Annotated in this window: 9 protein-coding genes; 7 read left to right on the top strand and 2 right to left on the bottom strand. The window is 71.9% G+C overall.

What is annotated here, in order from left to right; translation table 11 throughout:
- Positions 1 to 98 precede the first annotated feature (98 nt).
- Positions 99 to 290, top strand: a complete 192-nt coding sequence (locus C8250_RS19475; protein ID WP_138354719.1) for a hypothetical protein — start codon at positions 99 to 101, stop codon at positions 288 to 290.
- A gap of 101 nt (positions 291 to 391) precedes the next feature.
- Here the strand turns inward: C8250_RS19475 and C8250_RS19470 are convergent, their stop codons facing one another.
- Positions 392 to 3,850: a S41 family peptidase gene (locus C8250_RS19470; RefSeq protein ID WP_138354718.1), complete on the bottom strand. Its 3,459-nt coding sequence runs from the start codon at positions 3,848 to 3,850 to the stop codon at positions 392 to 394.
- Positions 3,851 to 3,986: 136 nt separating this feature from the next.
- Here C8250_RS19470 and C8250_RS19465 point away from each other — a divergent pair, with 136 nt between their 5' ends.
- The 6 genes from C8250_RS19465 to C8250_RS19440 all read left to right on the top strand — a co-directional run bounded on the left by C8250_RS19465 (position 3,987) and on the right by C8250_RS19440 (position 11,746).
- Positions 3,987 to 5,087 carry an energy-coupling factor ABC transporter permease gene (locus tag C8250_RS19465; protein WP_138354717.1) on the top strand — a complete coding sequence of 367 codons (1,101 nt, stop codon included), beginning with the start codon at positions 3,987 to 3,989 and terminating at the stop codon, positions 5,085 to 5,087.
- Positions 5,088 to 5,089: 2 nt separating this feature from the next.
- A complete protein-coding gene (cbiQ, locus tag C8250_RS19460) occupies positions 5,090 to 5,854 on the top strand; it encodes a cobalt ECF transporter T component CbiQ (RefSeq protein ID WP_138354716.1) in 765 nt (254 codons plus the stop codon).
- Positions 5,851 to 6,645, top strand: a complete 795-nt coding sequence (locus C8250_RS19455) for an ABC transporter ATP-binding protein (RefSeq protein ID WP_187144905.1) — start codon at positions 5,851 to 5,853, stop codon at positions 6,643 to 6,645. The genes cbiQ and C8250_RS19455 overlap by 4 nt, the downstream gene beginning before the upstream one ends.
- A gap of 35 nt (positions 6,646 to 6,680) precedes the next feature.
- On the top strand, positions 6,681 to 8,336 hold the full coding sequence (locus tag C8250_RS19450) for an FAD-binding dehydrogenase (RefSeq protein WP_138354715.1): 1,656 nt from the start codon (positions 6,681 to 6,683) through the stop codon (positions 8,334 to 8,336).
- Between the two features lie 174 nt (positions 8,337 to 8,510).
- Positions 8,511 to 10,310 carry a glycoside hydrolase family 6 protein gene (locus tag C8250_RS19445; RefSeq protein ID WP_138354714.1) on the top strand — a complete coding sequence of 600 codons (1,800 nt, stop codon included), beginning with the start codon at positions 8,511 to 8,513 and terminating at the stop codon, positions 10,308 to 10,310.
- Between the two features lie 236 nt (positions 10,311 to 10,546).
- Positions 10,547 to 11,746: a serine hydrolase domain-containing protein gene (locus tag C8250_RS19440; RefSeq protein WP_138354713.1), complete on the top strand. Its 1,200-nt coding sequence runs from the start codon at positions 10,547 to 10,549 to the stop codon at positions 11,744 to 11,746.
- Between the two features lie 75 nt (positions 11,747 to 11,821).
- Here C8250_RS19440 and C8250_RS19435 read toward each other — a convergent pair whose 3' ends face one another.
- Positions 11,822 to 13,441: a penicillin-binding transpeptidase domain-containing protein gene (locus C8250_RS19435; RefSeq protein ID WP_138354712.1), complete on the bottom strand. Its 1,620-nt coding sequence runs from the start codon at positions 13,439 to 13,441 to the stop codon at positions 11,822 to 11,824.
- Positions 13,442 to 13,499: the final 58 nt, after the last annotated feature.

The following is a 13,499-nucleotide window of genomic DNA, read 5'->3' as shown; positions in this document are numbered from 1 at the left end:
GGTAGCTGACCTGGGTATTTCCTCCCGACATGCGAGGCATGTCCACCCGTGTCAGTCTGGTCGAGGCCCCATCCCCACAAACTCCAGGAGGAGTGATCATGGGCGCTTTCGACCAGTTCAAGGACAAGGCCGGCAACCTCTCGAACCAGGCCAAGGAGGCCATGGGCGAGCAGCAGGACAAGTCCGCCGAGATGGAGGACGAGACCCGCGACAAGGCTGCCGACATGCGCGAAATGGGCCAGGACAAGGCCCGGGACGCGGCCGAGGACGCCCAGGACAACTGGAGTTAGTCCGCCTGCGCGGCGCGAACGGTGAAGGGGCGCACCCGTCGAGGGTGCGCCCCTTCATGCTGTGCCGACTCCTTCTGACCGCTGCCGCAGCGGCGTCCGGATCAGCGCGGTGGCAGCGGCGGGCGGCGGCGGTCCGGGCGCTCGGAGAGGTCCGGCGGGGTGACGGCGGGGTGTTCGGCCAGCAGCGCGAGGGCCGTGTCGACGGCCACGTCCAGTTGGGCGTGCCGCCCCTCCGCCCAGTCCAACGGGGTGCGCAGGGACTCGACATCGGGGTCGACGCCGTAGTTCTCGACGCCCCACCCGTACGCGTCGAACCAGCCCGCGTTCATCGGCACCGTGATCACCGTGCCGTCCCCCAGCTTGTGCCGGCCGGTCATCCCGACCACGCCGCCCCACGTCCGCAGCCCCACCACCGGGCCGAGGCCCAGCAGTTTGAACGCGGCGGTGATCATGTCGCCGTCGGATGAGGTCGCTTCGTCGGCGAGCGCGACGACCGGACCGCGCGGCGCTTGGCTCGCGTACGAGACGGGCTGCGCGTTGCGGGTCAGGTCCCAGCCGAGGATGGTGCGCGTGAGCTTCTCGACGACGAGTTCGCTGATGTGCCCGCCCGCGTTGCCCCGTACGTCCACGATGAGCGCCTCGTAGGCGACCTCCATCCGCAGATCGCGGTTGAACTGCGCCCAGCCGGAGCCGCCCATGTCGGGGATGTGCAGATAGCCGCACCGGCCGCCGCTCAGATTCCGTACGACGGCCCGCCGTTTGGCGACCCAGTCCTGGTAGCGCAGCGGCCGTTCGTCGATCAGCGGGACGACGGCGACCCGGCGCGGATGCCCCTCGCCGGGCGGGGTGAACGTCAGCTCCACGGTCGTGCCGCCCGCGCCCGCGAGCAGCGGATACGGTCCCGCGCACGGGTCGACGGGGCGCCCGTCGATATGGGTGAGCACCGCGCCCTCGCGGATTCCGGTGCCGGCCAGCGGGGAGCGGGCCTTGGAGTCCGAGGACTCACCGGGCAGGATCCGCACCACCGTCCACGTACCGTCCTTGTTGTGCTGGAAGTTGGCGCCGAGCAGCCCGATCGGCCGCTGGTAGTGCGCCGGGCCCTCGTTGCGGCGGGCGGGGCTGACGTACGCGTGCGAGGTGCCCAGTTCGCCGAGGACCTCGCGCAGCAGATCGGCGAACTCGTCGGGGGTGGCGACCCGTTCGACCAGCGGACGGTACTGGTCCAGGATCGCGGGCCAGTCGATGCCGCACATGTCGGGGGCCCAGAAGTAGTCCCGGATGAGCCGGCCGGCCTCGGCGTAGGACTGCTGCCATTCCGAGGGCGGGTCGACCTCGTGCAGGATCCGCCGCATGTCGACGTAGACCGTCGAGTCGTCGTCGCCGCGCTCGGTGGCCGGCAGGACGGCCAGATCGCCCTCGTCGAAGACCGCCAGCCGCTTGCCGTCCCCGCTGACCGCGTACCAGTCCATGTGGTGGACCAGCTCGGTCCGCTTGGACTTGCCCAGGTTGAAGTACTCCAGGGTCGGACGCGCGGACGGGTCCGTCGGGTTGGTGAACGTCTCGCCGAGCGCGCCGGAGATCGGCCAGCGCAGCCACACCAGGCCGTCGTGCACCGGCTCCAGCGCCGAGTACTTGGACGCCGGGACCGGGAACGGCGTGACACGGCTCGCCAGCCCCTCCGTCTCGACCACCACCGGACCGTCCCCGCCGCTCTCCGCCGGGTCCAGGCCGCCGCCGATCGGCCGGCCGTCGACGGGCAGCGCGAACGGTGACGGCGTCGCGGAGTTCAGCGGTACGAGGTAGGGGCGGCAGCCGAGCGGGAACGACAGATCGCCGGTGTGCACGTCGTAGACCGGGTCGAAGCCGCGCCACGACAGGAACGCCAGATAGCGGCCGTCGAGGGTGAAGACCGGCTGCTCGTCCTCGAAGCGGCCGTTCGTCACGTCGATGATCGTGCGGTCCGCGAGTCTGGCGATCTTCACCGAGCGCAGCGACCGGCCGATCCCGGGGTGCGACCAGGTCAGCCAGGCCGAGTCGGGGGAGAACGCGAGGTCGCGCACGGGGCCGTTCGTGGACCTGATCAGCTCGGCCACGGTCCCGGACGAGCTGCTCGCGTGGTCGGGGTCGGTCGCGAAGCCGTCTCCGTCTCCGTCGTCCTCGTCGCCGTTTCCGCCCGCATCGCCCCCTTCGCCGGTGGCGACGAGCAGCAGCCGCCCGTCGTTCGCGGCGACGGCGAGGGTGCGGCCGTCCGGGGACGAGACCAGCTCCAGTACGCGGCCCAGCTCGCCGACGCCGAGCCGGGGCCCGGTGCCGGTCACGGCGGCGCGGCCGGCGGTGCCGGTGGAGACCGCGGGGGTGTCCAGGGGAGTGGCGGTCTCCCCGGCCTCGTCGTCCTCGTCCAGGGCGTCGCCGTCGTCGTCCTCGTCGAGGCCCTCCAGCGCCGCGCGGACCGCCGGACGGCTGGCCCGGCCCGGCAGATGGGCGATCTCGATGCCGTCCTCGCCCTCCGCGTCCGTGACGAAGGCGATCCGGCCGGTGTCCCCGAGCATCTCGGGCAGCCGGACGCGCGCGCCCGGCTCGTCGGCGATGGTGCGGGCCGGGCCGTCGCGGTGGGTCAGCCAGTACAGGCTGCCGCGGACGCAGACCGCGCTGGCGCGACCGGTCCGGTCGCAGGCCAGGCCGTCCAGGTTGGACGCGGCCGGCACCTGGTAGGGCCGCCGGCCGGCGCGCGGGCCGCCCAGCCGGACGTCCAGTTTGCGGGGCCGGGCGCCGGGGGAGAGGTCGTCGACGATCCACAGCTCGCCCGCGCACTGGTAGACGACCCGCTCCCCGTCGGTCGAGGCGCTGCGGGCGTAGAAGTCCGCGTGGTCGGTATGGCGGCGCAGGTCCGTACCGTCCGGAGCGCACGAGTAGAGATTGCCGACGCCTTCGTGGTCGGAGAGGAAGCAAATACGGTCGCCCACGAACATCGGCGAGTTCAGATGCCCGTCGATCGTCGGCACCAGCCGCTCGCCGTGCAGCCACAGCCGCCCCGTCGCCCCGCCCCGGTACCGCTTCCAGGCGTGCGGCTCGTGCGGCGGGGTGCCGCTCAGCAGCAGGGTGTGGCGCTCCCCGGCGACGTCGCTCACCGCGATGTCCGAGACCGGGCCCCACGGCAGCCGGCCGCCGGGACCGCCGTCGGTCGGCACGCTGTGGGCCCAGGAGAAGTACGAGAACGGCTGGCCGTGCGAGGAGACCGCGAGGACCTGCCCGTCGGGCGTCCAGGAGCACACCCGGGTGTCGAAGCTGCCCCAGTACGTCAGCCGGCGGGCCGGGCCGCCGTCCACCGGGGCGAGGTGGATCTCCGGGTCCAGACTGCGCCACGAGGTGAAGGCGATGGCGGAGCCGTCCGGCGAGAAGCGTGGCGAGCCGACCCTCGTGCGGTCGGCCGTGACCCGCCAGGCCCGGCCGGGAACGCCACCCGGCCGCCCCAGCGGTGCGACCCAGACATCGTCCTCGGCGACGAAGCACAGCAGTTCGCCATGAATATGCGGATACCGGAGATACGCGCCATCGCTCACCTACCCCATGGTTCTGGGCATGGGGGGCGCGGGCAACTCGTACGCGCTCCCGATGCACCAGAAGCGCTCTTGCACATCGATTGCAGGTAGCCACTATCATCGAACGGTTGACCAGGCAGTACTCGAGGGGACCCCCATGCACGTACCCGACGGATTCATCGACACCCCGGTGTCGGCGGCGACCGGTGTCGTGGCCGTCGCGGCCGTCGCGATCAGCCTGCGGGGCGCCCGCCGCGAGCTGGACGAGCGCACCGCGCCGCTCGCCGGCCTGGTGGCCGCCTTCATCTTCGCCGTGCAGATGCTGAACTTCCCGGTGGCCGCCGGCACCAGCGGCCATCTGCTGGGCGGCGCGCTCGCGGCGATACTCGTCGGCCCCTTCACGGGGGTCCTGTGCGTGTCCGTGGTCCTGCTGATGCAGGGCGTCCTGTTCGCGGACGGCGGGCTCACCGCGCTCGGCACCAACATCACCGACATGGCGATCGTGACGACCGTCGTCGCCTACGCGATCTTCCGCGGACTGGTGAAGGTGCTGCCGCGCAGCCGGGCCTCCATCACCGTCGCCTCGTTCGCCGCCGCGGTCGTCTCGGTGCCGGCCGCCGCCGTCGCGTTCACCACGATCTACTGGCTCGGCGGCACCACCGACGTGCCGATCGGCAAGGTCGCCACCGCGATGGTCGGCGTCCATGTGCTGATCGGCATCGGCGAGGCCGCGATCACCGCCGCCACCGTCGGCGCGGTCGTCGCCGTCCGCCCCGACCTGGTCTACGGGGCCCGGGGGCTGAGCAAGCCGCTGGAGCTGCGCACCACGCCGACCGGCGCCCCGCTGGTGCCGGGCGAGGCCCGTCCGGCGGCCGTGACCGTGGCCACCCCGGCGCCCGCGGCCGTCGTGACCTCCCCGGCCCCCGCCGGCCGCTCCAACCGGCCGGTCTGGATCGCGGGCCTGATCGCGGCACTCGCCCTCGCGGGCGGCGTCAGCTACTACGCCTCCGCCAGCCCCGACGGCCTGGAGAAGGTCGCCCACGACAAGGGCATCGACGAGAAGGCCAAGCCGCACGCGAACGACGACTCCCCGCTCGCGGGCTACAGCGTCAAGGACGTCGGCGACGCCCGGCTGTCGGGCGGCCTCGCCGGGGTCATCGGCGTCGGCGCGACCCTGACCGTCGGCTCCGGCGTCTTCATCGTCGTACGGCGCCGCCGCAGGCACACCGTCCACCCGATCCAGGGCCAGGGGGCCTGACGATGGGCGCGGGACACGCGCACCGGCTCTACCGGCACGGGCACTCGCCCGTGCACGGGATGCCCCCGCACTGCAAGATCGCGGCCGTCTTCGGCTTCGTCCTCGTCGTGGTCTCCACCCCGCGCGAGGCGATGTGGGCCTTCGGCCTGTACGCGGTGCTGCTCGTGGCCGTCGCGTTCCGTGCCCGCGTCCCGATCGCGTTCCTGCTCCGCAGGCTCGTCATCGAGGTGCCGTTCGTGGCCTTCGCCGTCCTGCTGCCGTTCGTCGCGACCGGCCCGCAGGTCCACGTCCTCGGGATGTCGCTGAGCGAGAACGGCCTGTGGGGCGCCTGGAACGTACTGGCCAAGGGCACCCTCGGCGTCGCCGCGTCCGTGCTGCTCGCCGCCACCACCGAGCTGCGCGAGCTGCTGCTCGGCCTCCAGCGGCTGCGGATGCCGCCGCTCCTCGTCCAGATCGCTTCCTTCATGATCCGCTACGGCGATGTCATCACCGACGAGATGCGGCGGATGCGGATCGCCCGGGAGTCGCGCGGCTTCCAGGCCCGCGGCGTCCGGCACTGGCCGGTCCTCGCGAAGTCCGCGGGCGCGCTGTTCATCCGCTCCTACGAACGCGGTGAACGCGTCCACCTGGCGATGGTCAGCCGCGGCTACACCGGCACGATGCCCGTCATCGACGACGTCACCGCCACCCGCGCCCAGTGGTCGCACGCCGCCGTACTCCCCGTACTGGCCCTGGCCGTCTGCCTGACAGGATGGACGCTGAGATGACCACCGAACCGACCCGTGACCCGGCCGCGGGCCCGATGCCGCCCTCGCTGGACGTCCGCGGCCTCGCCTTCGCCTATCCCGACGGTCACCAGGCCCTCTTCGGCGTCGACCTGAGCGTCGCCCGCGGTGAGCGGGTGGCGCTGCTCGGGCCCAACGGCGCGGGCAAGACCACCCTGGTCCTACACCTCAACGGGATCCTCACCGGCGGCGCCGGCACGGTCACCGTCGGCGGGCTGCCCGTCGGCAAGAAGCACCTCGCCGAGATCCGCCGCCGGGTCGGCATCGTCTTCCAGGACCCCGACGACCAGCTCTTCATGCCGACCGTCCGCGAGGACGTCGCCTTCGGGCCCGCCGCCGGGGGGCTGCGCGGCCCGGAGCTGGAAGCGCGCGTCATGACCGCCCTCGACCAGGTCGGGATGGCCGACTTCGCGGCCCGCCCGCCGCACCACCTGTCCTTCGGACAGCGCCGCCGGGTCGCCGTGGCCACGGTGCTCGCGATGCGGCCGGAGATCCTGGTCCTGGACGAGCCCTCGTCCAATCTCGACCCCGCGTCCCGCCGCGAGCTGGCCGACATCCTCCGCTCGCTGGACGTCACCGTCCTGATGGTCACCCACGACCTTCCGTACGCCCTGGAGCTCTGCCCCCGCGCGGTCGTCCTCAGCGACGGCGTCATCACCGCCGACGGCCGTACCCAGGAACTCCTCTGCGACGAGGACCTGATGCGGGCGCACCGGCTCGAACTCCCCTTCGGCTTCAACCCCCGCTCGGTGACGGCCCCTACCGCGAGGTAACGTGCCCCCAACCGTCGAACCCGGAGGGCACCGCCATGGCAATGGACGCGGACGTCATCGTCGTAGGAGCAGGGCTCTCCGGGCTGGTGGCGACAGCGGAGCTGGCCGCCGCCGGCCGCAAGGTGATCCTGGTGGACCAGGAACCCGAGGCGTCGCTCGGCGGCCAGGCGTTCTGGTCGTTCGGCGGGCTGTTCCTGGTCGACTCGCCGGAGCAGCGCCGGATGCGCATCAAGGACAGCCCGGAGCTGGCCCTCCAGGACTGGATGGGCACGGCGGGCTTCGACCGCCCGGAGGACCACTGGCCGCGCAAGTGGGCCGAGGCGTACGTGGACTTCGCCGCGGGTGAGAAGCGCGCCTGGCTGCACGAGCGCGGCGTGCGGTTCTTCCCGGTGGTGGGCTGGGCCGAACGCGGCGGCTTCCTGGCGACCGGCCCCGGCAACTCGGTGCCGCGCTTCCACATCACCTGGGGCACCGGCCCCGGCATCATCGAGCCGTTCGTCCGCCAGGTGCGCGAAGCGGTCGCGCGGGGCCGCGTCGAACTGCGGTTCCGGCACCGGGTGACCGGGCTGAACACGACCGACGGCACGGTGGACGGTGTGACCGGCGAGATCCTGGTCGCCGACGGCGCCCAGCGCGGTGAGGCCAGTTCGCGCGAGGTGCTCGAGGCGTTCACCCTGACGGCGCAGGCCGTCATCGTCACCTCCGGAGGCATCGGCGGCAACCACGACCTCGTCCGGAAGAGCTGGCCCGCCCGGCTCGGCACGCCCCCCGAGAAGCTGCTGTCCGGCGTCCCGGCGCACGTGGACGGCCTGATGCTCGGCACGGCCGGTGCCGCAGGCGCCAACCTGATCAACGGCGACCGGATGTGGCACTACACCGAGGGCATCGAGAACTGGGACCCGATCTGGGCGCGGCACGGCATCCGGATCCTGCCGGGCCCGTCGTCGCTGTGGCTGAACGCGCGCGGCGAGCGGCTGCCGGTGCCGCTGTTCCCCGGGTTCGACACTTTGGGGACGCTGGAGCACATCATGACGACGGGCTACGACTACACGTGGTTCGTCCTCACCCAGAAGATCATCGAGAAGGAGTTCGCGCTCTCGGGATCCGAGCAGAACCCGGACCTGACGGGCAAGAGCGTGCGCGAGGTCCTCAAGCGCGCGCTGCCGGGCGCGACCGGACCCGTCGAGGCCTTCAAGAAGCACGGTCCCGACTTCGTGGTCGAGAACGATCTGCCGGCGCTGGTCCGCGGGATGAACGCGATCACCAAGGACGCGCTGATCGACGAGACCGCGCTGCGCCGCGAGATCGAGGCGCGGGACCGGGAGATCGCCAACACGTTCACCAAGGACCTCCAGGTCATGGCGCTGCGCGGAGCGCGCAACTACCTCGGCGACAAGCTGATCCGCACGGCGTCGCCGCACCGGATCCTGGACCCGAAGGCGGGCCCGCTGATCGCCGTCCGGCTGAACATCCTGACGCGCAAGTCGCTCGGCGGACTGGAGACCGACCTCGACGGACGGGTGCTGCGGGCGGGCGGGGAACCGTTCGGCGGGCTGTACGCGGCGGGCGAGGCGGCCGGGTTCGGCGGCGGGGGCATGCACGGCTACCGCTCGCTGGAGGGGACGTTCCTCGGCGGCTGCATCTTCTCCGGGCGCACGGCGGGCCGGGCGGCGGCAGCGGCGACCGCGTAGCGGCGGGCCGGGGTTCCGGCTGACGGCGGTTCTGTTCGAAGCGTTGACAGGACTTGGTCAACGCTCAACTATGGGAGCGCTCCCACGTTAAGAGCGTGTAACCGCAACAGGCATCAACGCACCACCTCCCTCGACGACTTGAAAGCTCACCCCCACTCCGGAGGTAGTCCGCACATGAGAGCCGCAGCGCAACAGCCACGCCAGCTACCACCGCCACGACACCGCCGTACGGCCGTGCTGGCCGCAGGTCTCCTCATCGCCACCGCGGGCGGGACCGCGGCCGCGTTCACCGCCACCAACGCCTCGGCCGCCACGGACGCGGCGGCCGGATGCACGGTCGCGTATACGGTGCAGAACCAGTGGGACACCGGCTTCACCACCCAGGTGACCCTCACCAACACCGGTCCCGCGGTCACTTCTTGGACGCTGGGCTGGTCGTTCGCCGGCAACCAGAAGGTCACCCAGGGCTGGAACGCGGACATCGCGCAGAGCGCCGCCGCCGTCACCGCCAAGAACCTCTCCTACAACGGGACCCTGGCGACCGGCGGCTCCACGAACTTCGGCTTCAACGGCTCCTACAGCGGCACGAACGCGAGCCCCACCGCCTTCACGCTCAACGGCGTCGCCTGCAACGGCGGCACGCCGACCACGCCCCCCACGACGCCACCGACCACTCCGCCCACCACGCCTCCGACCACGCCTCCGACGACCCCGCCGCCCGGCACCCGGGTCGACAACCCGTACGCCGGCGCCAAGGGCTACGTCAACCCCGAGTGGTCCGCGAAGGCCGCGGCCGAGGCCGGCGGCAGCCGTATCGCCAACACGTCGACCGCCGTATGGCTCGACCGGATCGCCGCGATCAACGGCGTGAACGGCGGCATGGGCCTGCGCGCCCACCTGAACAAGGCGGTCACCCAGGCCGCGGGACAGCCGCTCACCATCGAGCTGGTCATCTACGACCTGCCGGGCCGTGACTGCGCGGCGCTCGCCTCCAACGGTGAACTCGGCGCGACCGAGCTCGCCCGCTACAAGGCCGAGTACATCGACCCGATCGCCGCGATCATCGCCGACCCGGCCTACGCCGCGCTGCGCATCGTCACGATCGTCGAGCCGGACTCGCTGCCCAACCTGGTCACCAACGCGGGTGGCACCGCCGGCTCGACCGAGGCGTGCGCGACGATGAAGGCCAACGGCAACTACGAGGCCGGCGTCGGCTACGCGCTGCACAGGCTCGGCGCGTACTCGAACGTCTACAACTACATCGACGCCGGGCACCACGGCTGGCTGGGCTGGGACACCAACCTGGGCCCGGCCGCCCAGGAGTTCCTGAAGGCCGCGACAACGGGCGGCGCCACCGTCAACGACGTGGCGGGCTTCATCGTCAACACCGCCAACTACGGCGCGACGACCGAGCCGTTCTTCAAGATCACCGACAGCGTGAACGGCACCTCCGTGCGCCAGTCGAAGTGGGTGGACTGGAACCAGTACGTCGACGAGCAGAGCTACGCCCAGGCGCTGCGCAGCCTCCTGGTGACGACCGGCTTCAACTCCGGTCTCGGCATGCTGATCGACACCTCCCGCAACGGCTGGGGCGGCGCGGCCCGGCCCACCGGACCGGGTGCGACGACCTCCGTGGACACATACGTCAACGGCGGCCGACTCGACCGCCGTATCCACCTCGGCAACTGGTGCAACCAGTCCGGTGCCGGTATCGGCGCACGGCCGACCGCGGCTCCCGCAGCCGGGATCGACGCCTATGTGTGGGTGAAGCCGCCGGGTGAGTCCGACGGTGCCAGCTCGGCGATCCCGAACGACGAGGGCAAGGGATTCGACCGGATGTGTGACCCGACCTACACCGGCAACGGTCGCAACGGCAACAGCATGAGCGGTGCGCTGCCGGACTCGCCGCTGGCGGGCAAGTGGTTCTCCGCCCAGTTCCAGGAGCTCATGAAGAACGCCTACCCGGCGCTGTAACCGCTCCAGGACCGGGCCTGCTCCCGGTCCCCGCCATCGGGTCCTGCGTTCGGTCCCGGCCGCGCCCCGCTCGGATTCCGCGAGCGGGGCGCGGCTCATGCCCGCTCCCAACAAGTTCCCGGAAGGTCCTGGAAGGTCCCGGAAGGTATCGGGGAAGGCCGGGGTTGGGATGTGGGGGTGCGCCGTGCACCATGGGGGTGCGGATTCATGTCGGGCGCGGAGCGGGAGCGACAACGGTGGTGGACGTCCATGGGACGGTGACGGACGGCTTCGAGCCGGTCCGCGAGGCGTTCGCACGCAACTTCGAGCTGCGCGGTGACCGCGGCGCGGCCTTCGCCCTGTACCGCGACGGCCGCAAGGTCGTCGACCTGTGGGCGGGCACGGCAGGCCCCGACGGTGACGAGCCCTGGCAGGAGGACACCGCGCAGATCGTCCGGTCCGCCACCAAGGGCCCGGCGGCGGCCTGCCTGCTCCTCCTCCACCAGCGCGGCCAACTCGACCTGGACGCGCCCGTCGGTACGTACTGGCCGGCCTTCAAGGCCGCGGGCAAGGACCGGGTGACCGTACGGGACGTCCTCGCGCACCGGGCAGGCGTTCCCGCACTCGATGTGCCCCTCACCCCGGAACAGGCCCTCGACGGGGTGTCCGGCCCCCGCGCCGTCGCCGCGCAGGCCCCGCTCTTCGCGCCGGGCACCACCCACGGCTACCACGCCCAGACCTACAGCTGGCTGCTCGGCGAGATCGTCCAGCGGGCGTCCGGGCGCAGCCTCGGCCGGTACATCGCCGAGGAGATCACCCGGCCGCTCGGCCTGGACCTGTGGGTGGGCCTGCCGCCCGGCGAGACCCACCGCGTCGGGCGGATCGCCGACGTCCCGCCGCCGCCCGCGCCCGCCGCGAGCGGGCTGCGCGCCCGCCCCAAGCAGTCGGTCCACGACGCCTACGCGAACCCGGACTCGCTCACCCGCCGGGCCTTCGCCGCGATCACCCCGCTCCCGGACGAGAACGACCCGGCCTACCGGGCCGGCGAACTGGCGGCCTCCAACGGCATCGCCACCGCCCGCTCACTGGCCCGCTTCTACGCGGCCCTGATAGGCAACGTGGACGGGTACCGGGAGAGCGACGCCGAGAGCAGGATGCTCTTCGCCCCGGCCACCGTCACCGGCGCCCGCACCGTCGAGTCCGACGGGCCGGACCAGGTGCTCGTCGTCAACACCCGGTTCGGCCTCGGCTACATGCTGCACGGCCCGACCTCCCCGTTCCTCGGCCCCGCCTCGTTCGGCCACCCCGGCCGCGGCGGCCCGCTGGCCTTCGCGGACCCGGACGCCGGTATCGGCTTCGGCTACATCACCAACGGCATGCAGAAGAACGTCACGTCCGACCCCCGCGCCCAGGCCCTGCTGCGGGCGGTACGGGAGTGCCTGGCGGCGCTGCGCTAGGGCGCGTGTCAGGCGTCGTGGGCCAGGCGGGACTTTCGCAACCCGCCCTAGTGGGGGCCGCCGGTCGCACGTGGCTTACGAGGCCTTGAGGACGGCCGCGACGATGGGTCCGGCGGAGTCGCCGCCGTGGCCGCCGTTCTGCACGATGGCGCTCGCGGCGACATCGTCGCGATAGGCGAGGAACCAGCCGTTGGGCTGCCCCTCCCCGTCCTCGGCGGAACCGGTCTTCGCGCCCACGTTGCCGCCGACGCCGCTCATCGCGGTGGCGGCGGTGCCGCTCTGCGCGGTCTGCTGCATCATCCGCTGCAGCGAGCGCTTGACGCCCGGGGAGAGCGGAGTGGTGCTGATCGAGGGCCGGCCGGCGATGAGGTCGGCGGCCACGATCCGCGGCTGGTGGAAGCTGCCGTTCTTGGCGGTGGCCGCGACGGACGCCATGTCCAGCGGGCTCGCGGTGATCTTGCCCTGGCCGATCATCTCCGACGTCAGCTCGTCGCCCGTGCCGCCGGGGACGCTGCTGTTGACGGACTTGACGCCGATCTCCCAGTTCTGGTTGAGACCGAAGACGTCGTGCGCGGTGCTCTGGAGGGTGGTGCCGGGGACCCGGTGGGCCTGCGAGATGAAGGCGGTGTTGCAGGAGTTGGCGAAGTCCCAGGCGAAGTCGGCCTGCTCATTGCCCTCCTTCTCCACGTTCTTGTACATCTTGCCATTGTCGATGTTGTCGTGCGCCTTGCACGGCACCTTGGAGCTGGGTGTGAGCCCGGCCTTCAGCAGCGCCGTCGCCGTCACGACCTTGAAGGTCGATCCGGGTGCGGCATTCGGGCCGAAGGCCAGGTTGGTGCCGGTCGCCGGGTTGTTGGCGACGGCGAGGATCCCGCCGGTGTTCACGTCCAGCGCGGTCACGGCCGACCCCGACCGCTTCAGGACGGCCTTCTCGGCGGCCGCCTGGATGTCCGCGTCCAGCGTGGTCGGGAACTTGCTGCCGGTGCCCTTGGTGATGACGTGCAGCGTCTCGGTCACGGCGCCGTCCGCGCCGTCGATCCAGGTCTCGACACCGGGGGTGCCGCCGGTCGCCTTGGACGCGTAGGTGGTCCGCAGCTGGGTGAAGGACCGTCCCAGGGACGGGTACTTGGCCGGATCGAGGACCTTGTCGTGCCGGTCGGTGAAGTCCAGCGTCGGCTGCTTGGCGGTACCGGTCTCCAGGCTCGCGCCCTCCGCGAGCTTCGGGTGCACGACGGCGGCCTTCCACTGCACGACGGGCTTGCCGCTCGTGCCACGGATGACGGTGAGGGCGGAGTCGTACGCCCACGGCGAGGTCTTGCCCTGGAACGACAGGGTGGCGGCCACGTTGAACGGCACCTTGGCGCCGACGGGAGTACCCGGGGTGAGCTTGACGGCCGAGACGTGCGCCTTGTCCTTGTACCCGCTCAGCGCGGTGGTGGCGGTCCGCACGGAGTCCGTGAGGCCCGCGGCCTTCGCGGTGTCCCCGGAGGCCCAGGCAGCCAGGAAGTCGGCCGCGGTCCCGGTGATCTCCTTGGCGTCCGGCGGCTGCGTGCTCTTCGCCGAACCGGCGTTGCCCGTCGACGACGTGCTGTCGCTGTTGAGCGCGTCCAGCACGTTGTAGACCCCGTACCCGGCGACCCCGAGCATCCCGGCGACCACTCCACCGAGTATGCCGAGCTTGGCACCCCGCTGCATTTCCCGTCCCCCCTCGCGAACTGAACGCGTTCAAAGAAAGCGCTCTTCACCGCACTTT

The organism is Streptomyces sp. So13.3 (assembly GCF_005860785.2).
GTDB lineage: Bacteria > Actinomycetota > Actinomycetes > Streptomycetales > Streptomycetaceae > Actinacidiphila > Actinacidiphila fildesensis.
This window is presented reverse-complemented; position numbering and strand designations above follow the sequence as displayed.

Bases quoted from the DNA above. Each gene is read 5' to 3' on its own strand.
- C8250_RS19475 (WP_138354719.1), top strand. From the start codon at position 99: ATGGGCGCTTTCGACCAGTTCAAGGACAAGGCCGGCAACCTCTCGAAC.
- C8250_RS19465 (WP_138354717.1), top strand. From the start codon at position 3,987: ATGCACGTACCCGACGGATTCATCGACACCCCGGTGTCGGCGGCGACC.
- cbiQ (WP_138354716.1), top strand. From the start codon at position 5,090: ATGGGCGCGGGACACGCGCACCGGCTCTACCGGCACGGGCACTCGCCC.
- C8250_RS19455 (WP_187144905.1), top strand. From the start codon at position 5,851: ATGACCACCGAACCGACCCGTGACCCGGCCGCGGGCCCGATGCCGCCC.
- C8250_RS19450 (WP_138354715.1), top strand. From the start codon at position 6,681: ATGGCAATGGACGCGGACGTCATCGTCGTAGGAGCAGGGCTCTCCGGG.
- C8250_RS19445 (WP_138354714.1), top strand. From the start codon at position 8,511: ATGAGAGCCGCAGCGCAACAGCCACGCCAGCTACCACCGCCACGACAC.
- C8250_RS19435 (WP_138354712.1), bottom strand. From the start codon at position 13,441: ATGCAGCGGGGTGCCAAGCTCGGCATACTCGGTGGAGTGGTCGCCGGG.